The following is a 25,140-nucleotide window of genomic DNA, read 5'->3' as shown; positions in this document are numbered from 1 at the left end:
TAATTTCTTCATTAAATTTGTTTTTTAAGTTACTAGTAATTACTGGAGTAGATATTTTTTGTAGTGTTACTTTCATACAGCAATAATTCGCTCATAGTGGTTTACCCTGATTGGTGCAAGATATAAGTAATGTCTCATTCCCAATGCCCCATACGCAATGAATAACATTCATCCTGCCCGAATTACCAAGGTTCTTCCAGACTCAATAGCCGCAGAGATTGGCTTTGAAGCCGGGGATGCGATCGTTGCAATCAATGGTACACATCCCCGCGATTTAATTGATTATCAGTTTTTGTGTGCTGATGAAATCTTGGAACTAGAAGTTTTAGACGCTACTGGTAAAACTCATCGCCTGGAAATCGAAAAAGATTACGACCAAGACTTGGGGCTAGAATTTGAAACTGCCCTATTTGATGGCTTAATTCAGTGCAATAACCGTTGCCCATTTTGCTTTATCGACCAACAGCCACCAGGTAAACGCACCAGCTTGTATTTGAAAGACGACGATTACCGTCTAAGCTTTTTGTACGGTTCTTATCTTACCCTGACCAATTTGCCAGAAAGAGAATGGCAGCGCATTGAACAAATGCGCTTATCTCCACTGTATGTTTCTGTTCATGCTACGGAGCCGGAAGTTAGAATTAAACTACTGAAAAATCCGCGTGCAGGACAAATCTTGCAACAACTCAAGTGGTTTCAAGAAAGGCGACTACAAATTCATGCTCAAGTGGTTGTTTGTCCTGGTATAAATGATGGCCAACATCTGGAACAAACTCTCAAAGATTTAGCGTCCTTTTATACTGGTGAAGTGCCTGCGGTAGCATCAGTAGCAGTTGTACCAGTGGGGTTGACACGGTTTCGCCCCCAAGAAGACGAACTTACACCCGTAACTAGGGAAAAAGCGAAAGAAGTGATTTCTCAAGTGCGAATCTTCTCACGGGAACTTCACCAACAATTCGGTTCTAGCGTTGTTTGGTTAGCCGATGAGTGGTTTTTAATTGCAGGTGAGGAATTACCCAGTGAATCTGAATATGAAGAGTATCCCCAAATTGATAACGGTGTTGGTTCCATTCAGTTGTTTATCAAGCAATTTGCAGCCGTTGCGGCAGAATTACTACCGCCAAAAGTATATCCTCAAAGAAAATTAACTTGGGTCGTAGGCAACGCTGTAGAAAACGCATTTCAACCTATTTGGAAACGCTTAAATTTGGTTGAAGGTTTAGAAGTCAATATGCGGGCTTTATGTAGTGATTATTGGGGGCAAACTATCAGTGTAACCGGATTACTAACTGGTCATGATTTGCTTTTAAATTTAGAAGGGCAAGATTTAGGTGATGGAATTTTATTACCAAATGTCATGTTAAAAAATGGTGAATTAGTGTTTTTAGATGATATGAGTGTTGAAGAATTAGCAAAGAGACTAAATACTAAAATTTTTCCAGTCGCAGGAGTGGAAGATTTAATCAAAACCTGTATTTTTAATTCTGTTCAGGTTTAGTTATCAAAAACCAGTTGTTTTTCGGAGGTAATTTATTGTTATGCTAGACAATAAATAAGAAGTAATGCTTAATAACTAATCCACTGAGGAGTCAGTAGTGAAGAATCAGGAAGAATATCATAAAAAGGTAAATTTAAAAATAAGAAAAGCCGGATTCTTCATTTTAAGTTTTAATTTTTTAATTTTAAATATTTTTAGTATTTTGCCAGTAAGGGCGGCGACTGAGGAACCTGTATTGAGCGTAGTCTATGGTCAAGAAAATGCAAATCAATGGACAGGGATCAGCGATCGCTTACAGGCAATAGGAGTGAAATATTGTGTAATTCCTCTAAATGACGTGAGGAGTGCGGCAGATTGGGGCGATCGCCGGGTATTATTTTTGCCAAACGTCGAGACATTAACGCCTACCCAAGCGATCGCCCTAGAAGAATGGATGAGTAAGGGAGGGCGTTTGATTGCTAGTGGGCCTGTAGGTAGTCTGTCAGCACCAGGAGTAAGGCAGTTATTGCGATCGCTCTTGGGAGGTTATTGGGGATTCAGCCTCAGTGACGCACAACAGATTAAACCCGCAAAAACCAATATCCCAGAATGGGCAAATCAAGCTGGACTCTTTGGCAAAGTGCGCGGCGGCGTTGTGATTCCTAACGATATGGGCAGTGAATCTCCTGCTGTTTGGAACTCCAAAGATAATCCTGCTGCAGTAGTAACAACAGAGCGTTCCACCTTTTTGGGCTGGCGCTGGGGAACAGATACAGCCTCAGCCGCCGAGTTAGATAATGCCTGGTTAAAAGCTACTGTTAATTACTATTTGACAGCACCAGCACCATCAAATCGGATGAAAAAAGTACCAGGAGCTTCCCAAAACTGCTCTACAACGATAGCGGCTGCACCCTCCACACAAGTGAGCAGAGGGGCACAGGACGCAGGGGGGCACAGGAGCAGTTCATCCCCCTCATCCCCCTCATCCCCCTCATCCCCTCCCACACCTAGACCCCTTCCAATAGTCAAACCTCCAACCTCCCAGGAGGCTATTGACCAATTAGAACAAGCGGTGCGTCTGGATGTTGCCCCCAACTCCAATGAGCCAATTGACAACAACCAAGCGATCGCCCTCCAGCAAGAGCTAGAAAATTTGATTGGTCGGGTGGAAAGCGCTAATTTAGCGGTCTTAGCCGACGCCGCTAACGCTGGTGAAACGATATCTGAACACAAGCAGTTTTCTAGGCATCTAGGCAATTATGCCTCTTTGTCTGTCAAAGATCAGCAGACGCAATTGGCCTCAACCAAACTAGGGATGCCAGTTATGAGTAAAGAGCGAGCCTTAGCACAAGCAAGGGTAATTGCCAAAAATTTACCCCTCTTGATTGCCCAAAAAAACTACGCTCTGGCTCGTCAGCAGTGGCTAGTCGCTAAAACGACTTTGTGGCAGCAGTTTCCTGTTGATCAAAGACTAGCTCAACCAGAAATTCGGGCAGTTTGGTTAGATCGGGGGACGATTGTTCGTGCTGGTAGCAAGGCGGGACTGGCACAGATTTTTGATCGCCTAGCCCAAGCCGGGATTAATACCATCTTCTTTGAAACTGTTAACGCTGGCTATACAATTTATCCGAGCCAAGTCGCAAAAGAGCAAAACCCATTAATTCGCGGGTGGGATCCACTGGAAGAAGCAGTAAAATTAGCCCATGACCGAGACATGGAATTACACGCTTGGGTTTGGACTTTTGCTGCTGGTAATCAACGTCACAATGAAATTCTCAACGTTAATCCTAATTATCCAGGCCCAGTACTGGCGGCTCATCCCCATTGGGCAAACTACGATAACCTCGGCAACATGATCCCTGTTGGGCAAACCAAGCCATTCTTCGATCCAGCCAACCCGGAAGTGCGGCAATACTTGCTCAAGCTGTATGAGGAAATCGTTACTCGCTATAACGTCGATGGTCTACAGCTAGATTACATTCGCTACCCTTTCCAAGACCCATCAGCAGGTCGAACATACGGCTATGGCAGAGCTGCAAGAGCGCAATTTCAGCAACTTACTGGTATAGATCCAGTGAATATTTCTCCTAGCCAAGCAGACTTGTGGCAAAAGTGGACGACATTTCGCACCCAGCAAGTTGATAGCTTTGTCGCCGAATTATCACAGCAGTTGCGACAAAAGCAACCAAATTTGATTTTGTCGGTTGCAGTATTTCCTTTGCCAGAACTAGAACGGATTCAGAAAATTCAACAAAACTGGGAAACTTGGGCAAGACGCGGGGATGTAGATTTAATTGTTCCCATGACTTATGCTCTGGATACTTCTCGCTTTCAACGACTTGCTCAACCCTGGATTGCCTCTAAACAATTGGGAGCAACCTTATTAGTGCCGGGAATTCGCCTACTTTCTTTGCCAACAATCGGGGCATTCGATCAACTCCAGTTGGTAAGGGATTTGCCAGTTAGTGGTTATGCCCTCTTTGCCGCAGAAAATTTTAACACCGATTTACAAAAACTCTTTAATAGCACCCAAGGTAGGATTCAATCCACAACAAGTGAACCGATTCCTCACCGCCAGCCTTTTCAAACTGCCGCCATTCGTTACACCGCGCTACAACGGGAATGGAAATTTGTTTTCCAAAATGAGCAAATACAAAGGCCAACTCAGACAATATCAGATTTTAACAACCAGGCAGAAGTTTTACGCGGTGCTTTAAATCAGCTTGCCACTTCGCCTTCTCCTAGTAAGTTACTAGTGGCGAGAGCCTCTCTAAGTCGCTTCCAGTCACAATTTAGGGTATTGATGAGCCAAGAACTTAAGTCTAATTCCTATCAAGTCAAAGTTTGGGAAAATCGGCTCGTAACGATAGAAAGGCTATTACGTTACGGCGAACGGCGGGTGCAGTTGCGTCCTTAGTGTTTAGAAAATATCGAGGGAATTGTAAGTAGGTTGGCGCAAATAAAGCTAACTGGCTAAGGCTGTCATTTGTCCTTTGTCATTGGTCATTAGTAAAGGTTTTAAGCTTATTTACGTTTCGCAACATACTTGACTTTTTTCGCACAAACCTACTTAGTTTCCCGGTTAAAGAGGTCTAAAAATGAAAGCCGAACACGAACGCGAACAGTTAATCAACGCAATCAACGTACTGTTACATCAAGCTTATGACAGTACTTTAGAGGAAATTTACGCACTACTAAAAAAAATCGAAGATGAAGAGGACGAAAAAGATTTAAGAGCCTATCACGCTGCTAAAAGTGATGTAGAAAATAATACTCTTATTGCCTGGGAAGACATTAAAAAAGAAATTGCTAATGAAAGAAAAAAGGACGTAGCGTGATCTACGAAGTTAAATTTACCAATGGGGCGAGAAAAATGTTTAGAAAACTATCTCAACAATTGCAAGACCGCATACAAACTAAAATATAGGACTTAGCAATAGAACCAGCAATAAAAAATTAGAGCGATCGCGAGGCTACTACGAAGATTTTCTCACAGGATTTTTGCTAAATCCTTCTATACCAACCACTTGGGGACGACCTGTAGGTTTACTCGTGTTGCCAGATGGCAGTCTAAATAAGTCGGCACGATCAAACCAAGATATGTTGAGTTTTGTAACAACTCTGGAATGATTGCTATATAAGCTCTTTGCTGACTTTACACTTCCTTAGATAGTTTCAAAATTAAGGAATTCAGAGATAGAATCCATGAGCAGGGGTCAAGTTAGAGCAGTTGTCAACAATAGAGATGTTGGTACCATTTCCATTCCCTGGTTTAGTATGTTTACATTAGATTACTTAAAAATAGTGATAATTATCTGGTTGAGAAATTAGTTATGGCTCAGAACGAAAATAATACTCAGTCAAATATCAACGAATTGCCTCCACATTCAGGTACACGGTATTGGGGTGAGGTGGAGGTGATCGAAGAGGGAGAAACCTATAGAATTAGTCGTGTTGAAATCAAGCCAAGGCACAGCATTAAACCACAAATCCATTATCACCGCAATGAACATTGGGTTGTAGTCTCCGGTGTGGCAAAGGTGACATGTGGCGATGCCGAAATATTACTGAATCGAAACGAATCAACTTATGTCCCCGCAGCAACACTACATAAGGTAGAAAATCCTGGACATATTCCGCTAATTATTCTGGAAATTCAAAATGGTGAATATTTGGGTGAGGATGATATTGAGCGTCCTTATGACTTAAATTTGGTCAAACCTGTAGCTGAAGGTCACTAAGGGCTGGTCGGGGGATGAGGGGGATGTGGTTCGACTTCGCTCACCAACCGGGGGATGAGGGGGATGTGGTTCGACTTCGCTCACCAACCGGGGGATGAGGGGGATGTGGTTCGACTTCGCTCACCAACCGGGGGATGAGGGGGATGAGGGGGATAAGCAATGCTCAATCAAAACCACCCTTCTTGTTCTAGAGTTTCAATCAGCTGTAAGCCACGGGGATCACCCACTTTTAACAGTGAGGCTTTGGCGTCTTCTCGGACTCCCAAATCTTGGTCTTCGGCAAAGGCTTGAATTAGAGAGTCGATGGCTGTGGCATAAACTACATTAGAAGGCAATTCGCGGCACAGTTGACCAATTGCCCAAGCACTGTTGCTCCGCACTGCTGCTACGGGATCTTGGACTAAGGCTTCAATTAATGGTGGCATTGCCCCTATAACTGCTTCATAACCCACTTCTGCCATCTGTGCTAAGGCGCTAGCAGCCCACAAACGTACTGCGGAAATGTCGGTTCTTAAGGCATCTGCTAGGGGTGCTAAAGAACGGCGATCGCGACAGTTTCCTAAAGCCCAAACTACACCTTTACGCACATAGCCATTCCAATCACTCTTTAGTTGAGCAATTAATGGACTTACTGCTTCTAAACTGGGATTGCGTCCGATGCCATAGGCTGCACTCACCCGTACTAAGGGACAGTTATCAGCTAACAGACGAATTAGATGGGGGGTAGCACGCGCATCTTCAATATCACAAAAAGCACGCGCTGCTAACATTCTTTGCTGGGGCTGTTGATTTTCCAACAAAGCTAGCATCACTTCTGGATCAGGCTTTGGCACAACTGATTCGGCAGTTAGTGGCTCTATTTTATCTAAGGGGCTTTCTAGCTCCTCCTCAATATCCAGTAGGCTTAGATCGTCTTCGTCATACATAGTTTCATTTCAATCCCGAAAAGGGATTAACACATAATCCCCCACGCCAATAAGTTAAAGCTTTATATATATTAGTTGGGTTCTTATACATTTTCCCTTCTTCCTCGTTGAGTTTTTTCAAACGAGAACCTCTATAACTTAGACGCTACAGTGTGTTAGGGTAGTCCATTAGTTTATTTTTCTGCATTCAAGAATTTTACCATCCATAGGGATTGGGTTTGATAACCTAACTGATTGTAAAGATTTAATGCAGGTTTGTTTGATTGAAATACTTGCAATCCAATCTGGCGATCGCCTCTTTGAATAGCCCAATTTTCCACATATCGCATCAAAGCTGTACCAATACCCCGTCGCCGATGTTCTGCGACAACATAGAGGATAAAGATATGGGCATGACGGTTCCCGTGTACTTGATCTATGGCATTGCCCACCCAAAGGCAGGCGATGGGGCATTGGGCATTGTTATTCTTCCCCTCCTGCCCCCCGTCCTCTTCGACCCACCATAAGGGCGTATCGCTAGAAAAGTATTGCTTAACTGTTTGCTCTAGGTGGGAAAAATCCTCATTAGGAAACAGATCCTGGTAAGTTCGCTGCATGAATTGAAGCAGCAGCGATCGCTCCGAAGCAAAGCCACAGCGAATAATATACCCAGGTATTAACATACTTTGATTTTTTCGCACCAACTTAGTACAATATTTCATAAATTCGTAGCGAATTCTCTTTGCGTTCCTTTGCGCTTCCCTTTGCGTTCCTACCCTGCGGGAAGGCGAGGCGCCTATGCGTTTAAATTTCAACCCTCAATTCGCCACGATTTTATGCTGCATCTGTACTTAGTTAGCTCGCGTTATGTGCTGCTGGTGGTAAATCAGTTGGAGTAGGTTGAGAACTTAGCCCCACCTCTTCAATTGGTGCGGGTGCTGCCATATCGGAGGGTAAAAAGATGCGGGAACTTACTGCCACTAGGGCAAAGAAAAATATTAATACTGCAAGCAGTGGGGCGATGTATTGACGAAAAATAGCCATATTTTAATTGCAAGAAGCAAGGAACTTTTATGAGAACTTGGCTGAAGATTTGTGAAGTATTCTTGATTTATTTTAGCAATTTTCTGTGCATGGGAATTAGAAATGGGGAATTGGGCATCCCTTCTGGTGCGTCCCGCTCTTAAGGGCAGGGCAACTGGGCATTGGGTATAGGTTATTCCTCTTGTCCTCCCCACTCCCCCTACTCCAGGGCTATTTCATTCTCATCTAGCCCGCCTCAGAATGAATTCTGAGTCTAATAGCAAAAGTCGTCTAAAGACGACTGAGAAAAGGTTATAGTCCGTTAAAACGCAATACACTTGGGTTAAGCACTTCCTCCTTGTCTTCTCTCTGTGTTCTCTGCGCCTCTGTGGTTCGTAAAAAAAAGAGTTTCAGCCCTTTTGTGAACCGTATTGCGTTAAAACGGACTTTAGTTATAAGAGAGGAACTAAAGTTCCGGGTGGTTTATGTCTAGAATGAAATAGCCCTGCCCCCTACTCCATCTGGCGATCGCGCTCTAAGTCGTCAAGCACTCTTTCACAATACCAATTCTCCGGCATCCCAGGATAAGTTTCCTTTGCCTGTTCAATTAACCGTTCGGCAGCAGCAGTGTCACCGGATAATTTAGCGATTAGCCTGTTTTTGAGATAGCTATCAGATGAATCTTTGTCTACTTGGGTTGGTATCCCTTCATTTATAGTTGATGGAGTTGATGGTCGGGACTGATCTCTTCGTAACTGCCAAAATAAAACGTAATAAAGTGTACCAAAAATTAAAATTAGGCTGAGTGTTCCGAAAAAAGTTAAGAGGTTAAATGCGACAAATCCTAGAACTAACTGCGAGAGAACATAGCCAAGTAATAAACCAGTGAGTAAGAGGATGAATGTGCCGACAGCAATAACTACTTGATTCCCCATATATCCTCTTCTTCGTCCTCAAGTCCTGGTCTGGATACTGCCACTGGCTGAGGGTTCCAGGGGGCAAATACTGGTAGTAGGAGTAATCCTGGTATAGCGGCGGCGATGGTAATTAAGAAAAATATAGGCCAACCCGTGCTTTGGGCGATGGCGCCTCCAGGGGCTGACAGAATATCGCGGCTGACAGCCATTAAGCTAGATAACAAAGCATATTGGGTTGCGGAAAAGCGCTGGTTACAAAGACTCATCAAAAAGGCAACAAAGGCTGCTGTCCCCAATCCACCACAAAATTGTTCTACGTTGATGGCAAGTACCATAGCTTGGTAGTTTTGACCGATGTATGCTAGAAAAAAGTAAGCTAAATTACTTACTGCTTGTAGAATACCAAAAACCCAAAGTGATCGATTGATGCCAATAGCACTCAAAATTGAACCACCTGCTAAAGCGCCAACAATGGTCGCAATTAACCCCATCCCCACCTGAATTGCCCCAATGTCGGTTTTGGTAAAACCTGTTTGCAGCAAAAAAGGCGTGGTCATATTGCTCAACAAAGCATCACCTAGCTTGTATAGGGTAATGAATGCAAGCATTAGAATAGCTTTAATAATCCCTTGACGCTGAAAAAATTCCCCAAAGGGCAAGATGACAGCATCAGCCAGAGATCCTGGAGGGCTAATTTCCTTGGGTTCTGGTGCGAACAAGGTGGCAAGAATGCCAATTACCATCGTCCCTGCCATAAACAAGTAAACTGATGACCAAGGTAGTTTGTCAGCAAGTATCAAGGCTAAAGCACCTGCTACTAATAGAGCAATTCGATAACCTAAGATAAAAACTGCTGCACCAGCCCCCATTTCTAGTTTTTCCAAAACGTCGGTACGATAGGCATCAACGGCAATATCTTGAGTTGCACTGATCAAGGCAATGACTATGGCGTTGATTGCTAGTAGTTGTAATGCTTGTTTGGGTTGTTGAAAAGCCATGAGTGCGATCGCTACAATCAAAGCAATCTGCGTCAAAATTAACCAACCCCGTCGTCGTCCCAAAACTGGCAAAGCGAACCTGTCCACCAACGGCGCCCACAAAAACTTCAAGGAATAAGGCAAACTAGCCAGGCTAAACCAACCAATAGCGGCTAAATCTACCTTCTCCTCCGTCATCCAAGCCTTTAAGGTATTACCGATTAGCAATAACGGTAAACCTGATGAAAAACCTAAAAATAATAAAGCCGCCATCTTGCGACTACCGAAAACTTCCAGCAGCGATTTAATTTTCCTCATAGTTTCAACTTTTTGCCTCTTTTGAGGAAATATCAATAAAATACAACGAGGAAATCCAAAAGTGTATCATGTAACTAGTACCTATAAGGTTCTGAATTATCGGAGTGGCAGCAGTTCCGATTAACTAATATTTTGCAGCAGGCGACTGGAAGTCGCGGCTACACAAGGCTTTACCCACCTGCGCGGGTTTGAAACCCTTGATTTTCTGTATAGTCCGCGCAGGCGGACTTCCTTTGTATAGCCGCGATTTCTAATCGCTAGGACTAGGTGCAAGATGTGAGTTCATCTTGATCAGGGATTGAAACTTGCCATAGCTGGCGTGTGATTTCCCCCAAATATGACAAACTACCAAGATTTACTTGGGTTAAATACAAATTCAGGATAACCTGATAGTGCAATACCCTTGGGTTAAACCGTAAAAATAAATTTGCGTAGGTTGGGTTGAGGAACGAAACCCAACATTTTCGACTATTTGTTGGGTTTCACTAAAGTTCAACCCAACCTACAATTATCCACAAAGCCAAGTAAAAATAAATTTGCGTAGGTTGGGTTGAGGAACGAAACCCAACATTTTTGAGTATTTGTTGGGTTTCACTAAAGTTCAACCCAACCTACAATTATCCACAAACCCAAGTGTATTGCCTTATAGTGTCAGCGTTTTCTTAACTTTCTTGAATTGGATAAACCTGATGACCCCTGATTTCTACTTTGTGTGCAGCAAGGCATTTTTCCCAACCTTCACGCGTACCAATGTCGCTTTTTTGGTTAAGCAGCCCTAATTCCTGTTCTTGTTGGGTGAGTTTAGCAAATTCTTCGTAGCGTGGGTAGTTACTAGTAACAAATGTTTCCTTTCGATGCAAAATCGGCGGATTTGCCCTAGTTTCATAGTCTCGATGAGTGACAAATAGGGTTTTTAAATCAATACCTATACTGGCTTTTAACGCCGGATGGGGATCAGTGTCGAATTCGGGGTAAGACAGATAGGATATTTGCGGCTTATCAGTGTGATATTTAATCAATGTGGCTTCATCGACACGCCCAATGGTGCGGCTAGCGCAACCTTCACAAATTCGTAGTACGGGGTCAAGTGCAGCAAGTGCGGAAATATGGACGTAAAGGGCGCCACGTGTATGTTTACCAATTTTGCTTTTTTCACACGCAGTTTGAATCACCCCAGATTTACCTAAGCTGAAAAGCTTTTGGTCGGCTACAAGACACGCTTCCTCATAGCTACTAAAAAAGGCTTTGATATCGTGACGCATTTCTGGGGCTAGCTTCTGCCATGCAGGGCGTTGATCAAAGTGGGTGAGGGCGAGATAAACTTGGATATCTAGAGAACGACGATAGGCGATCGCATCCCATTCTGCTTCATCGGTAGCTTGCAAAACTACACCAAAGGCGCGGCGAAAGTTACCAAATTCACTTAGTAATTCCTGTTCATTTGCTAATTCGCCTTTCACAGGTAGTCTACCGCGCTTGGTAAAAAAAGCCATTAATGGTTGTAGCTGTTCTTGATAGTCTTCAAAGCGTTTAGTGGGGATGCGGACTCGCGGTGTAGAAGTCGCAGAAAAGAAGCGGATAGCTTTGTAGCTTTCTTTTTGGGCTTCATCTCGAAAAACAAAGTAGACGCCTAGTGCGATCGGTACTGCATCGACATTTAGGACTTGATCAATATAAGTTTTGAGTTCTTGTTGTTCGTAATATTTCTGAAAAGTGTTGCGACGTGTCACAATGCCATCATTGTAAGCAAGCTGGGTTTTGCTGGGAACGTTAATCAGGATTTGAGCCGCGACAATTAAAACTTTTCTGGTGAGTTCCCAGGCTTGAATCAGGCTTTGACGGCGTTCTTCTGAGTCTTCAATGACGTTGAGGACGTAGCCTAAGTTGACTACATCTGCGGGGGTGCGTGATACATCAGGATAGTAGTAAGGATCCCAGCCTGCACTGGTGTAGCCTAAGTTTTTTACTCGCTGCACATCACCACCATAGCCGCAACCGTAGTCAAAAAAAGTGGTGTCTGGATTCAAGATTGACCCTTCTATAGCCAATCGTACAGGGCGAGATATGTCAGTGCGAGCGATCGCAGCTCGATGACGCTCGATTTCTAGCGCTTCAGGCATAAGAATAATTCGTAATTCGTAATTCGTAATTCGTAATTCGTAATTAAGACACCCAGCAGCTAATATTCTTTCAAGGTTTAATGGTCAGTTCAATTAAATCTTCAATTTTCTTGATATTTGGATCGCCTGCTAAGTAGCCAATACCGCGATGCAAATGTAAGCGGAATTGGGTGGCGAGGGTTTCTTTGTCGGTGGGATAACCGTCATTGTGACAGCGTTGCTTGAGGGCGAGGAGGAGTATATCGGACATTTCGCCGCCAAAGACGCGCCAACTCATTTCGACGTTGCTATCTTGAGGAATTGGGACGGGGGAGGGTGCGGTTGCTTCTGCGAGGGAACGACAAAACGCCCAACGGCATAAGATATTCCATTGGTCGATTTTAGTGCTGCGCTTAAGTTTGGTAAGTTGATCTTTGGCTGTTTGGGAAAGTTTAATTCTTTCGATTGGCGATTCCATAATATTTCTAAAAGTTGAGGTAGTTTTTGCTTATAAACCCAAACAGTAGCGAACCGCAGTTTCAACTTCCAGCATCTTAGAGTCAGAAATCTTGCCAACTGGGTCAGCAGGAAAGCGATTTGGATCTAAAGAACGAATTTGAAAACATAAGAACACTGTTTCTATAAGCAATCCACTGTCACTTGCACAGACTCGTATATTAGTTGGATAATCACGCTTAATATTTGTTCCTTTCGTACCGACAACTACAGTCACGACCAAAGGTGATTGGTTGATAGCGTCTATAGATAAAACTAAAACTGGTCTTGTTCCTGCCTGTTCTCGACCCAGCACTGGATTAAGATTGACAAAATAAATTTGTCCTCTCTCGATGCTCACAGCTTTTCTAAACCATCCATTTCTGTAATACTAAATTCATTATTGATAGAGATAATTTCTGTTTTTATATCTAAATCACTAGCCATTGCAACTAGTTGTTCATTCATATATTTAACATCAGTGAATTTATTTGATATTTGCTTTCTTTCTTGCACTTGTTTTGTGATCCGTTCTAATAGCCATTCTAGTTCTTCTAAGGATAAAACACGTAGGTCATGCTCCATTTTTATTAAATGTGGTGAGTTCATAATTGATCTCCTTTTCAAAAGTCGTTAGATATATTGTGATGTAGGCTTCAAAAAGTTGCGTAGACGCATAGCGGCTTGTCGTTTAGACATCGCTCATTTTTTTAACAATATCTACTACCAAAAATAACCAGATTGTATGGTAGTTTGGCGGGTGGCGGAGTCGTATTTGAGCAGGTATTCACGAGCGATCGCTTCATTCTCTCGCAGTGTTTCTACTTCTTTTTTGCCAATCTCAGTATCCGTAGATAACAAAATTACTTGGTGGCTGGCGGATGGAAAGTAACGTTCAACTAAGTTACTGCGGTGGGATGAGTCGAGTCTACCGAGTGGCGTATCGATGGCTACTGGTAGTCGGTGTCCAGAGACTTTGGCTAAACCCCAGAGAAATGCGATCGCTAGTAGTTGTTTTTCGCCAGCCGAGAGGCGATGTTTCGGCACAGGTTTACCATTTAAATCGTAAAGCAAAAGGCTAAAAGTATTAGTATCAATGGTAATGCGATGCACTAAGTCTGATTTATGGAGAAGATAAAGGAAGCAGTTTTTAACTTCCTCCTCTAATTTATTCAGTTTTCGCAGAGTTAATTTTTCACGAAAAATCTTGAGTGTGTTTTGAACTTTCGCTGCTGAGGTAATAATATGTTCACTATTTTTATGTTTAATATTTTCTACAGTATAATCACTTAATTCCTTTTTTGATTTGGCAATAATAGTTTCTAATTCAGCTAACCGACGGCGAATTGTTTCGTAATTTGCTTTAACTTCAACAACTTGATTTTGTGCCGATTCTAATGTTTGACGCAGCTTTGTATAATCTGCTGGTGCTGCTGCTGTTTGCACCTGTCTTTCTAAAGTATGAATTTCTTCTTCTTTATTTTTGAGAATAGCTAATTTCTCTTTTGCAGAAAGTTGAGAATTTTGTAGGTGATATATGAGATTATCTAGCTGACTTAAAGTTTCATCATCAGCTAATAGCCAAGGTGCTTCTATCTGGATTGTCTTTGCATATAAACTCTCGACATCTTGGATTAAAAATAATTGGATTTTTTCAACTTGTATCGGAGAAATTTCAACTTGATTTAGCCAAGTCAGTAAACGCTGATCTCGCTCAATTAACAAATCTTTAGAAATTTGTACCTGTTGATGGCGAAATTCTTTTTCGCCCTGTGCTTGTGCCTGATTAAGCAAATTAGGAATTAATGCTAAGGGTAAAACATCAGTTGCCAATTCACACATCGACTGACGTACTTGTTCAATTTCCGCAGTTTTTGTATCCTGTTGTAGTTCTAGTTGACTGCGTTCTGCTGCAATCTTCCCACCTTCAGAAATAAATTTATCAAAGGCTTCTTGCTGCTTTTGTTCTAATTCTTCTACCTGATTTTTGAGAGTTTGTAATTTATTTTCTGCTATTTGATAATCTTCTTGCTGTTGGGTTAATCTAGTTTCAATTTCCTCTAGATTTGCTAAATCCTTACTGTTACCAACTTCTTTAAGTTTACGGTTAACTAAGATATCTAAATCAACTGCTAAACGGTCTGCTAACTCTAAACCTAAAAGCCCACGAATTGCATCTACTACAACTGGTGGTGGTGTTTCTTGTTCTGCAAGTTCTTTAACTTGTTCACCATCAAAGAGAAATAAATTAGAAATACCTAATGGTAAGATATTTTCTATATATTCATCCCAGATATTAACTAAAGCATCAGGCCATGTATCACTATCGCCTAAAATACCTAATGTATCTTTACCGTCTTTAGGATTTTTTGTCCAACTACGCACAACACGGTATTTTATTGGCTTATCGTTTTCAATATGTTCAAAGAGTAATTCAATGCGCGTGTCTGCAACTGGATCTGTTTTGTTATTAACACATTGATTAAGAAAATCGTTATAACTTAAATTACCACGGGTAGAACATTGGGCACGAGCGCCATAAAGAGCGAGACGAATGGCATCCATAAGGGTAGTTTTTCCGCCACCATTCATACCACCTAATAGAATAATTGGGTGTGAGTTTTCTTCATCAATTTTTGGGTTAAGATTGATTACCTGTTTCCCACTGTAGGGGCCAAAGTTTTGTAATACGAGTTCAAGGAATATCATTTATCTGATTGTGGGTTTATTTAAGATATTGGGCGAATGGAATTCGCGGCTGCGCAGATGAAGTTTATCAGATACCGGGCGAATGAAATTCGCGGCTACGCAGGTAAAGTTTATCAGATACCGGGCGAATGAAATTCGCGGCTACACAGGCAAAGTCCGCCTTCGCGGACTAAATAAATTCATAGTGGTTATATAGGCAAAGTCCGCCTTTCCTTGTCCTCTCTAGGAGAGGCTGTGCCAACGAAACACTATGTGAACGTGGACTAAATCCGTATATAATTTTTAGGTTATTTGGGAGTTAGTTCCCAGGTGGGAATGATTGATTTTTGGCTATGATGGGTAGCTTGTTTTCTGATGTAATTGGCTATATTATCAATGGCATCATGACTAACTGTAAAAGCTCCATAGCTACCTTGCCATTTAAAAAACTCACCTGGTTTGATTTCGTGGGTGATGAAATGGGAAGAACTTCCTTTAATTTGTTTAATTACGTCCGATATGCTGATAGTTGGTGGAAAACCTATTAAGAGATGTACATGATCTTCAATACCACCAATTGCAATTACGGTACATTTTAACTGTTCACACTCCTGAATAATAGCTGCATAAACTAACTTTTGAATATCAGGCGTAATTAGGGGTAATCTATCCCAGGTTGCCCAAACATAATGCACATACAATTGCGTAAAATTTGCTCTCATTTTCTTCAACCCGCGCAGGCGGGTTTCGTCTGTGTAGCCGCGATTTCCAATCGCCCGGTATTCTATTATTGAATAATTGCGTAAAATTTGCTCTCATTTCTCTTCAACCCGCGCAGGCGGGTTTCGTCTGTGTAGCCGCGATTTCCAATCGCCCGGTATTCGCCCGGTATTCGCCCGGTATTCGCCCGGTATTCGCCCGGTATTCTATTATTCTTCTAAATCGTTCTTTTTAAACTTCATATTTCCCCAAGTTACCTCTTCATCACTTTCACCTTCATCTACCTCATTGACTACTGCAACATCACCCAAAGTCATCTGCTTGACTTTTGCAACATCACCTTGACTAACTGCTTCGCTTAATTCGCGTTTCAAACGAGCATTTTTAATCGCATCTTCTGGAGAACGAGAACTCGTATTAAAACATTTTTCTAGAGTTTCATATATCCCCACGCGACGAGTCTTTTTGCGATACTGGCGTTCTGTGTCTAACAATTTCGCCATAAGTTCCAAGTGCATCGCGTCACCTTCACAGATTTCTTCTAATACTATCCATTCATCACGACCTAGTAGACTATAGTCAGCACCAGGACGGGGGTCTTGAAATTCTTCGCCAGTCACTTCTTGATAAATCCGGGGTAAACTATCATCAAATTCGTGTTTGTCTTCTAGCCAAATGCGGCGAATCTCGCTCATTTCTTCGAGAGTAATTAGGGTGATATCGCGCATATTTTGTGGCGCTGTGCAACGGATTTTTGTTTGCGCTTCTAATAATCGTCTAAGCCAATGTTCTCGCCAATATTTAGTATAGGGGCCAGGTATTGGTTCGACGGAGATTTCCCCGTTTTTATTGCGTTCAAATAGTTGGACATCTCCCCAGATGCGACGAAAATCTCTCTTGTCCCAGTCATCTTGAATATCTAATTCATTACGAATATCTAATAAAGGCTGCATCCATTCTTTTTCTTCATCATTTTGAATCATTGCCTCCATTGATTTATCTTTACTAACTATTGTGCAAACCCAGCAACCAAATCGGGAATCACCACAGCTAGGAGTAGAAGTATCAACAACTAGAGGACATTCATTATCTGCTGTAGCACCTCGATACATAATGAATAAGTCTTTGTTGCTATATCCCCAAGAATTTTGCCACTGATTTAAGTAAATCCAAACTTCATCAGTACGCCAATCTTCAATAGGAAGATAAATCAATGAGTTAGGTCGGTTGGGATTAGTATTTATATGGTCGCGTACCCGCGATTCTCTATGTTTAGCCATAGTAGCAGCACGTTTCGTACTTTCAGCCTTGCGTGTACCTAAGACAAGAATTACTTCACCACTAGACCTAATAACTGCACGGATAAAGCTGTCAGATGGTTGAATTTTAAGGCGTTCAGTACACCATCTAAATCTGTTTCGCGGCGCTGGGTAGCCTTTCCCAATTAAGTTTACCCAAAAGGTATCCTTAATTGCAGGATAAAGCAAATGGGGTTCAATTGGCATTTCTTGCTCTTTAGCAGCAACTTTCATCTGTTCTAAAGAGTTACGTACCCAAACAGAGACCACAGGGTTTTCTACCAGGGTATCAGTTGTAATAACATGGATTGTCTTAGTTCTCTTTTCCTGGGGTAGGGCTGCGATCGCATTCCAGATCAGCTGTAAGGTAGCAGTACTATCTTTACCGCCCGAATAGCCCACCACCCAAGGGATCTCATCTAAACAATACAATTCTTGAATTTCAGTGGTGAGAACTTGGATATAGTCCACTAACTCTGCTACAGTACGTACTTGCTGAACTGTCTTTTCTGGTTGTTGTGCTGTAGTCATTTCTCCTTCTCTCTGGAAACACTGGTGTAATATTCGGGTGAATCGGGCGAATATAATTCGCGGCTATAGGAGACTTTACCCACCGACCTGGGTTGAAAAAAATAATATCCGGGCGAACAGAATTCGCGGCTACACGAGACTTTACCCACCGACCTGGGTTGAATAAAGGTTTTTAAAAACTTTACTATTAATATCCAATTTTTTGGATAATTAGACTACATAAAACTAATCTGTTTTTAAAATTTAACATGAAAGATAGTGCATCTGACGCAACTGCTGACATCGCTAGAGAGTACCTGGAACGGGAAAACAAGGAAAAACAGGTACTAGCTTTACTCTTGGAGAAGTTTTTAGGGAGAAAAGATCAGATTCTCGTTCAAAAAACCGAGATGGGTGGTACTGAGGCTTATGTTAGCTCTGTGACACTGGAATGGTTTGCAGGTCGGGTTCACTTCGCCTCTGGCTTACCTCTGTTTCAAAAAAAGTATAATTCTGAGACTGATAATGTCGAGATTGATGCGGATAGTATTGATGAAATTCAGCAACGTCCCCTTGATTGGTCACGTCAAGCACCGCTAGTTCAATATTTAGCAGCTCGACACAATCACAAGTTTCCGCCAGTGCTGGTAGTAATTAATCAACCGTGGGTGGATAATCCCAAAGCTGCTGAGTGGGATAGTGAAGGACGCGCCACAAAATCTAGTACAGATTTTATCCCCCTAGATAAAGACGCTAAAGTAGGACTGCTAAATATTTCTGAGGATGATGTGACTATTTATGCGTTAGATGGTCAACACCGATTAATGGGTGTACAGGGGTTGATGGAATTAATTAAAACTCGCAAACTCCAGCGCTATAAAAAAGATAAAGGTGTTGATGACAGTTTTATTACAGTCAATGATTTGATGGAAAATTATCAAGTAGACCTTGCTTACTTGCAAAATTTACCCAAGGAAAAAATTGGTATTGAGTTCATCTGTGCGGTAGCGGCTGGGGAAACTCGCACCCAGGCGAGGCGGAGGGTGAGATCGATTTTTGTTCATGTCAACCTGATGGCTGCACCCTTGACTAAAGGTCAGCTAACACAGTTGAATGAAGATGATGGTTTTGCGATCGTTGCTAGAAAAATTGCAGTTACACATCCATTATTAGAACAACGACAAGAGCGCAATCCCCGCGTTAATTGGAATAGTGCAACAGTAGCCTCGAATTCTACAGTTTTGACCACTTTGCAAGCTCTGCAAGATATGTCTGAGCGATATTTGGCTCAAAAGTTCCCTCATTGGAAACCCTTAGAGAAAGGTCTAATTCCCATGCGTCCAGAGGATGAAGAACTTGAGCAGGGAATTGAGGAATTTAAAAAGCTATTTGATTATTTAGCTAGTCTTTCTAGTTATAAGATTTTAGAACATGAGGATACACCAGCTTTACGGCGCTTCAGCTTTGAGAAAGATGGAGGTGAAGGAAATATGCTTTTCCGTCCGGTTGCTCAAGTTGCATTAGCGCAAGCTTTGGGAATTTTGGTTTTTAAAAAAGGTTTTTCACTCGCAGATATTTTTAAGAAACTGCGAAAGTTTGACCAGCAAGGTGGTTTTAGTGGTATGGAATATCCCCAATCTCTTTGGTATGGGGTTTTGTACGACCCAAATAAAAAGCGAGTGCAGGTTGCTGGACGAGATTTGGCGGCGAAGTTATTGGTTTACATTCTGGGTGGAATTCAGGAACAGATGGAACGTGCTGAACTTCGTAAAGCTTTGGCGGATGCTAGGACTGTGGAAAATAAAACTATAAGTTTTGATGGCGAGTTTGTTGAACCCAAGCAAGTGGGACTTCCATCTGTCCTGTAAGGATTTTGAAACCCCCAAATTCCGCAAGTTTGCTACCGATTAATTAAGTCGGTGAAAATAAATCAAACTATGTTACGAAACGTAAACAGGCTTAAAACCCTTACCAAGGACGAATGACTAAGGACAAATGACAGCCATCACCAGTTATCTTTAATTGCGCCGACCTACTTACATAGCCAATCAATGGCGTGACCTAGCAATTAAGGGAGGATACAACCATAATTCGGGTATGGCAATGCCGTGCGATCGCCTAACTCGTGGCACAATCTGTGTACCCCATCTACCGGAAGGAGATGTCATTCTCACCCGTTACCCCATCGTCAACTCAGACAACATCCACCTCTACCAAAATATCCACGACCCAGAATTGAAGAAAACTCGCAACGTAGTTTGGATTCACCTTCCTACTTATGCAAACTCAAAATGTTGAACAAATATTTCAAGATGTTTTAGATGAGCTTTACCAAACACATCTGCCATCCAAGCATCCTTTCTTTTCTCGTCTAGCTGTGTTGCCACCAGAACAACTTCGTTCTCCCGATTTATTAGGAGAAATTTACCTCAGATACCAAGCAGCCTGCCATGCAACTCGTGTCATGGTTTACTTTATACCGCACTTAAATAGTCCTGCGCTCAGAGAGCGGAAGCTCAAAATTATTAGTGACGATGATAGTTGGCAAAATGGTGGTATGCACCATTATCAATTAAGTCAAGCTTTTGCTAATTTGGGAGCAAAATTGACCATCCTAGATGAAGATTTTGGCAGTTTGGATGAATTACAAAAATACCTAGACCCTACTACTGCAAATTTTGTATCTTTAGTTCAGAATATTTATCCGCAGTCTCTAGGCCCCTTCTGTGTGGTTGAAATGTTTGCTTATGATTGGATGCAAGCATTAATGAATGCGCTGGCTCATTGTTTTCCATTTATTAAACAAGAGCCATACTTTACTGAATGTTTTGACCAAGGTGTTGAAGAAAGACACGCCCAAGAAGCAATAAAATTAACCAGTATTATTCTCAACAAGTCACCACAATTATTAACTCCCACAATTGAGGGCGCAAACATGATGGCTATAGCGTTAGATCAATTTTGGTCTGGATTAGATAATTTATTGCAAGACATTCATCCTCATCCGCGCATCTTAAGTAAGTCGGCAACAATAAATCAAACTATATTACGAAACGTAAATACACCTTAAACCCTTATAAATGACTAAGGCTGTCACTTGTCATTAGTAAAGGTTTTAAGCTTATTTATGTTTCGTAACATACTTGATTTTTTCGCACCAACGTACTTACGCTGTTAATAAATTTTGTTCAATAGTTCAATATATGTGGCTTCAACAAAAGCTTGAAAAATTCTTTTATGATGGGGATCATTAACTGAAAGCTCTGGATGCCATTGCACACCAATTGCCCAAGGGTGATGTTCATGTTCCACTGCTTCAATTACCCCATCTTCTGGGGCATGGGCTACAACACGCCAACCATCTGGAACTTTGTGTACTGCTTGGTGATGCCAAGAAACTACCGATATGTGAGTATTCTGAACAAAATTAGCTAGACGGCTTTCTGCATTTATTTTGACTAAATGTTCTGTGGGTAAACGCTTTCCAGGTTCAGGATCTATCCGATGTAATACTGAATTACCATAAACCTCTGGGACGTGAGCAATGAGAGTACCGCCAGAAGCAACGATCAGAATTTGTAAACCCCGGCAGATACCTAACACAGGTAAATGATGTTGCATAGCATATTTAGCTAATTGCAATTCAAAAGCATCGCGATCGCTATCTACAGAATAAATGCTGGGGTGATCTAAACCTTCATACCACACAGGGTTAATGTCTCCACCACCGGAGATGATTAAACCATCCAAAGGCTCTAATAATATCGCCGGGTCAGTTTCGCCTGGTGGTAATAATATGGGAGTACCACCGGCGGCGCGGACTGCATCTATATAAACACTTGGCAAAGAAAACGGTAATGCTTCTTGCCGACCGTAGGTTGTAATGCCAATCAACGCTTTTCGAGACCTTCTACTCATCGTTTTTCTTTGCTCCCAGGGTTTTTAAAGTTTTAATTTGAGCTTCTGTGAGATTCACTGCACCTGTAATATCCATCCCTTCACACAGTCTGGGAGACCTGAGTGTTTTTTTCAACTCTCCTGTTTCTGTATGCCAAAGCATAATCGTGCCATCTTCACTACTACTAGCAAGAGTTTGACCATCAGCACTAAAGACTACAGACCAGATTCTTTCTTGATGTCCGGTCAAAGTTTGGTAGCGTTGAGCGGTTTTGATATCCCAAATTTCAATGATTGGGTTTCCCCCTGCACTTGCGACAAAACGGCCTTTAGGGCTAAAAGCCACAGTCCGCACCCAACCAGTATCTCCTTTCAAGGTTTGGATACACTGACCTGTAGTTACATCCCAGAGCTTAATTGTGTGGTCTTCGCTACTGCTCACAAGGGTATTACCATCTGGACTAAAACGCACAGACCGCACCCATCCATCATGACCAGAGAGAGTTTTAAGGCATTTACCTGTATCTACATCCCACAATTTGATTGTGCAGTCTTCGCTACCACTAGCTAAGATGCTGCTATCTGGACTAAAAGTTACAGACCAGAGCCAGTTTTTATGATTCTCTTGAGTTTGACGATATTCACCTGTACGAATATTCCATATTCTTAATATTTTGTCATCGCCACCACTGGCTAAATAACGACCATCTGGACTAAAAGCCACAGTCAAAATGCGATCAAAATGGTCTACTAAAGTTTTGCGATGTTGACCAGTTTGAGTATCCCATAATCTGATAGTTTGGTCGTCACTACCACTGGCAATCATACTACTGTCAGGACTCAAAGCAACTGCGCGTATTCTATTGGTATGCCCTGCCAAAGATTTACTTTCACCTGTATCTAAGTTCCAGAGTTTAATAGTTTTGTCGTCATTGCCACTAATTAAGATGTTACTACTGGGATGAAAAACTAGAGACCAAGCCCAATCTGTGTAACCTTGAAGAGTTTTAAGACATTCACCTGTATGAGCATCCCAAAGTTTCACAGTTTTGTCATCGCTACTACTGATTAAAGTTTTACCTTCAGGATCAGTAAAGGTCACAGACCAAACTTTTTGTGTATGTTCTGATAAAGTCCGGTAGCGTTTGTTAGCATTAATATCCCACAAAATTACCTTATGGTCTTCACTGGCACTAGCTAAAATGCGAGAATTTGGTTCTGGGCTAAACGCTAGCGATCGCACTCTTTGTGTATGTCCTGCTAAAGTTTGGAGATACTTGCCGCTATGAATATCCCAGAGCCTAATGGTATGGTCATCACTACCACTGGCTAAAATCTTACCATCAGAACTAAAGGCAACTGTACGTACCCGTGCTGTATGTTGTCCTTTCAGAGTTCTTATGTAATTTCCCGTATGTGCATCCCACAAAATTACTGTCCTGTCACTACTACCACTAGCTAAAATTTTGCCATCAGGACTAAAAGCTACTCCACGTACCCAATGAGTATGTTTTTCAAGAATTTTCCAGCATTCAGCAGTATGGATATCCCATAGTCTAACTGTTTTATCTTCACTACTACTAGCTACTGTTTTTCCATCTGGGCTAAATGCTACTGACCAGACTCTTTCTTTATGTCCTTGTAATGGTCTCAAAAATTGACCAGTTGTGGTATTCCATAATCTGACAGTTTTATCATCACTACCACTTACTAAAATTTCTCCATCAGGACTAAAAGCTACTGATCTAATCCAATTTGTATGCCCTTCTAAAGTTAAAATTTGGTGCCCTTCAGCATCTCTGAGGCGAATTTCACTTTTAGTATCACCCAAGGCAATCATCGATTTTTTTGAGTTATACGCCACTGCCAAAACAATCCCAAAGGACTCTGTAAACCGTGTTTTGTTTAAGTCGGCATTAACAAATTTTACATCACGTAAATCTGCACCTCTTAAATATGCCTGCCATACCGTGAAATTGGATAAATCAAGCCCAGATAAATTGTAGTTGTGATAACGTAATAGATTTAAAATATTACCCACAAGATATCCTTTGGGTAAATCCCTAATTTTTTGCTTTTGCTCCTCCAGGAATTTAACTAGTTTTGTATCTAACTCATTAACATTTTTAGCAATTGGTTTAATAATTAATTGCCTCTGGTTATTTCTCACATAGTCTTGGGCGGTAGCTTTGGATAAAGCAAATCTATTAAAAAATTGCATCTGTCCAGAATTTAGCTCTTTACTTACCTGCCGAATCAGAATACCAGTCATATATTCTAATACGACATTTTGCAGGGTAAATTTACCATCAACGGCCTCAATTAATGAGCATCGCTTCAGGTTTTCTAAGGCATTAATCACATCAAAATATATTGGTTTTTCGGTAATATCCTCAAATAACTCTATAGTAGATACTGGCTCTCGATTAATTGCCAACCAGTACATAATTTCTTGTTCTAATTCTGTCAGGTGGGTAAATTGCTGCTCTAATAAACTTTCTATCCCTACAAAAGGTGTCAAGGTAATTTCTTGAGATAAAAATTCCGAAACATTTCCGCTAAATAAATCTTGAATAAAAGTAGAGACTATTTTTAAGGCTAAAGGATTACCACTGTATAATCTTACTAGTTTTTGTATTTCCTGGTCTGTACCAGTAAGTTTTTTAGCCTCCAAGATTTTCATGACTTCTAAATCTTTTAAACCTGGGAGCGGTAAATAACAAATTAGCAAATTTTCACCTTCTTGCATAGCAATTTTTTTCGGTTTGATCCGACTTGTAAATACTAAACAACTTTGGTGATGTAATTCGCCGATCCGCTGAATTAAAATACTATAGTCTTGATATTCATCACGGTATTGTTCTCCATAGGAGCCATCCGCCAGAATTGATTCAAAATTATCTAAAATTAATAAACAACGGGAAGACCTCAAGTGTTCCAGCAGACGTGTGATTTGTTCATGAATATTACCTGTAGTATTAATTTCTTCTTGATTCGACAAAAATTTAATGATCCCATTCAATATTGTCTCTAACTTGGGAGCCTCCCGGAGACTACGCCAGATAATATAATCAAAATCTGACTTTAATTGTGCCGCTAATTTCACGGATAAAGCGGTTTTTCCCAGTCCACCCATTCCCAGCAACCCCACAATCCGGCACCGTTCGTTGACGATCCATTGTCGGAGAGTAGCTAATTCCTCGGTACGTCCGTAAAAAGTGACAGTATCCGGTGCTTCTCCTAAATCTTGTTTAGTGTTCGAGGGGCTTTTCTCAGCCACAGAAACTATCTGATGAGAGGTTCCGTTGATGAGTTCTGGTTTGTATTTAGCAAATAATGTGACTAATTCGGATTTTTTAGTGACATCAAATGCTCTATATAGTCTTTCTAGGTACTTTCTGACTGTCGCTGGCTGAATAAGCAGAACTTGAGCGATCGCTTCGTCTAACTCCCCAGCCAAAACTAAACGCAGCACCTCTTGGCGACGTGGCGTTAGTTTATCGAAGGTTTCATTCAACTGTTGTTGATTCATATCGTTTGGTGGCTTTCCACCTATCATCCGATTTAGTGACTAA

21 protein-coding genes are annotated in these 25,140 nt (G+C 41.6%); 7 read left to right on the top strand and 14 right to left on the bottom strand.

Translation table 11 applies throughout. The annotated features are described in order from the left end of the window. Positions 1–157: 157 nt before the first annotated feature. The 4 genes from LC605_RS10835 (at position 158) to LC605_RS10820 (ending at position 5,718) form a co-directional block, all read left to right on the top strand. Positions 158–1,498: a TIGR03279 family radical SAM protein gene (locus LC605_RS10835; RefSeq protein WP_229547556.1), complete on the top strand. Its 1,341-nt coding sequence runs from the start codon at positions 158–160 to the stop codon at positions 1,496–1,498. A 97-nt stretch (positions 1,499–1,595) separates the two neighbouring features. Continuing rightward, the gene (locus LC605_RS10830; protein WP_229547555.1) at positions 1,596–4,394 is read left to right on the top strand and encodes a family 10 glycosylhydrolase; all 2,799 of its coding nucleotides are present in this window, start codon (positions 1,596–1,598) and stop codon (positions 4,392–4,394) included. Positions 4,395–4,575: 181 nt separating this feature from the next. Then, a complete protein-coding gene (locus tag LC605_RS10825; RefSeq protein WP_229547554.1) occupies positions 4,576–4,815 on the top strand; it encodes a hypothetical protein in 240 nt (79 codons plus the stop codon). A 495-nt stretch (positions 4,816–5,310) separates the two neighbouring features. After that, the gene (locus tag LC605_RS10820; protein ID WP_229547553.1) at positions 5,311–5,718 is read left to right on the top strand and encodes a phosphomannose isomerase type II C-terminal cupin domain; all 408 of its coding nucleotides are present in this window, start codon (positions 5,311–5,313) and stop codon (positions 5,716–5,718) included. A gap of 167 nt (positions 5,719–5,885) precedes the next feature. Here LC605_RS10820 and LC605_RS10815 read toward each other — a convergent pair whose 3' ends face one another. The 12 genes from LC605_RS10815 to dndC all read right to left on the bottom strand — a co-directional run bounded on the left by LC605_RS10815 (position 5,886) and on the right by dndC (position 17,689). Beyond that, positions 5,886–6,644 carry a HEAT repeat domain-containing protein gene (locus LC605_RS10815; protein ID WP_229547552.1) on the bottom strand — a complete coding sequence of 253 codons (759 nt, stop codon included), beginning with the start codon at positions 6,642–6,644 and terminating at the stop codon, positions 5,886–5,888. A gap of 173 nt (positions 6,645–6,817) precedes the next feature. Further along, a complete protein-coding gene (locus tag LC605_RS10810; RefSeq protein ID WP_229547551.1) occupies positions 6,818–7,306 on the bottom strand; it encodes an N-acetyltransferase in 489 nt (162 codons plus the stop codon). Positions 7,307–7,478: 172 nt separating this feature from the next. Further along, positions 7,479–7,667, bottom strand: coding sequence for a hypothetical protein (locus LC605_RS10805; RefSeq protein ID WP_229547550.1), 189 nt, complete (start codon positions 7,665–7,667; stop codon positions 7,479–7,481). A 491-nt stretch (positions 7,668–8,158) separates the two neighbouring features. Further along, entirely contained in the window at positions 8,159–8,581 is a 423-nt protein-coding gene (locus LC605_RS10800; RefSeq protein WP_229547549.1) for an ABC transporter permease, read from the bottom strand. Then, on the bottom strand, positions 8,566–9,858 hold the full coding sequence (locus tag LC605_RS10795; protein ID WP_229547548.1) for an AmpG family muropeptide MFS transporter: 1,293 nt from the start codon (positions 9,856–9,858) through the stop codon (positions 8,566–8,568). The genes LC605_RS10800 and LC605_RS10795 overlap by 16 nt, the downstream gene beginning before the upstream one ends. A gap of 662 nt (positions 9,859–10,520) precedes the next feature. Then, positions 10,521–11,978: a DNA phosphorothioation-associated putative methyltransferase gene (locus LC605_RS10790; protein ID WP_229547547.1), complete on the bottom strand. Its 1,458-nt coding sequence runs from the start codon at positions 11,976–11,978 to the stop codon at positions 10,521–10,523. Positions 11,979–12,048: 70 nt separating this feature from the next. Continuing rightward, complete coding sequence (gene dndE, locus LC605_RS10785) at positions 12,049–12,435, bottom strand: DNA sulfur modification protein DndE (protein ID WP_229547546.1); 387 nt, start codon at positions 12,433–12,435, stop codon at positions 12,049–12,051. A gap of 30 nt (positions 12,436–12,465) precedes the next feature. Continuing rightward, positions 12,466–12,813 (bottom strand): type II toxin-antitoxin system PemK/MazF family toxin, encoded by a 348-nt coding sequence (locus LC605_RS10780; protein WP_229547545.1) that lies wholly within the window; start codon positions 12,811–12,813, stop codon positions 12,466–12,468. Next, entirely contained in the window at positions 12,810–13,061 is a 252-nt protein-coding gene (locus LC605_RS10775) for a hypothetical protein (RefSeq protein ID WP_229547544.1), read from the bottom strand. Before LC605_RS10775 ends, LC605_RS10780 begins: the two co-directional genes overlap by 4 nt. A 114-nt stretch (positions 13,062–13,175) precedes the next feature. After that, positions 13,176–15,161, bottom strand: a complete 1,986-nt coding sequence (gene dndD, locus LC605_RS10770) for a DNA sulfur modification protein DndD (protein ID WP_229547543.1) — start codon at positions 15,159–15,161, stop codon at positions 13,176–13,178. Positions 15,162–15,448: 287 nt separating this feature from the next. Further along, a complete protein-coding gene (gene tnpA / locus LC605_RS10765) occupies positions 15,449–15,862 on the bottom strand; it encodes an IS200/IS605 family transposase (protein WP_229547542.1) in 414 nt (137 codons plus the stop codon). A gap of 207 nt (positions 15,863–16,069) precedes the next feature. Then, complete coding sequence (gene dndC / locus LC605_RS10760) at positions 16,070–17,689, bottom strand: DNA phosphorothioation system sulfurtransferase DndC (protein ID WP_229547541.1); 1,620 nt, start codon at positions 17,687–17,689, stop codon at positions 16,070–16,072. A gap of 248 nt (positions 17,690–17,937) precedes the next feature. Here dndC and LC605_RS10755 point away from each other — a divergent pair, with 248 nt between their 5' ends. The 3 genes from LC605_RS10755 (at position 17,938) to LC605_RS10745 (ending at position 20,738) form a co-directional block, all read left to right on the top strand. Then, positions 17,938–19,536, top strand: coding sequence for a DGQHR domain-containing protein (locus LC605_RS10755; RefSeq protein ID WP_229547540.1), 1,599 nt, complete (start codon positions 17,938–17,940; stop codon positions 19,534–19,536). A gap of 154 nt (positions 19,537–19,690) precedes the next feature. Next, positions 19,691–19,966: a hypothetical protein gene (locus LC605_RS10750; RefSeq protein ID WP_229547539.1), complete on the top strand. Its 276-nt coding sequence runs from the start codon at positions 19,691–19,693 to the stop codon at positions 19,964–19,966. Then, complete coding sequence (locus LC605_RS10745) at positions 19,947–20,738, top strand: hypothetical protein (protein WP_229547538.1); 792 nt, start codon at positions 19,947–19,949, stop codon at positions 20,736–20,738. The genes LC605_RS10750 and LC605_RS10745 overlap by 20 nt, the downstream gene beginning before the upstream one ends. Before the next feature lie 104 nt (positions 20,739–20,842). Here the strand turns inward: LC605_RS10745 and LC605_RS10740 are convergent, their stop codons facing one another. Both LC605_RS10740 and LC605_RS10735 read right to left on the bottom strand, forming a co-directional pair. Further along, the gene (locus LC605_RS10740) at positions 20,843–21,586 is read right to left on the bottom strand and encodes a gamma-glutamyl-gamma-aminobutyrate hydrolase family protein (protein WP_229547537.1); all 744 of its coding nucleotides are present in this window, start codon (positions 21,584–21,586) and stop codon (positions 20,843–20,845) included. Next, complete coding sequence (locus LC605_RS10735; RefSeq protein WP_229547536.1) at positions 21,579–25,097, bottom strand: NB-ARC domain-containing protein; 3,519 nt, start codon at positions 25,095–25,097, stop codon at positions 21,579–21,581. The genes LC605_RS10740 and LC605_RS10735 overlap by 8 nt, the downstream gene beginning before the upstream one ends. Positions 25,098–25,140: the final 43 nt, after the last annotated feature.

It is taken from the genome of Nostoc sp. CHAB 5836, from assembly GCF_020829445.1.
Classification (GTDB): Bacteria; Cyanobacteriota; Cyanobacteriia; order Cyanobacteriales; family Nostocaceae; genus Nostoc.
Note: the sequence above shows the minus strand (reverse complement) of the source record. Positions and strands in the feature narration are given on the sequence as shown.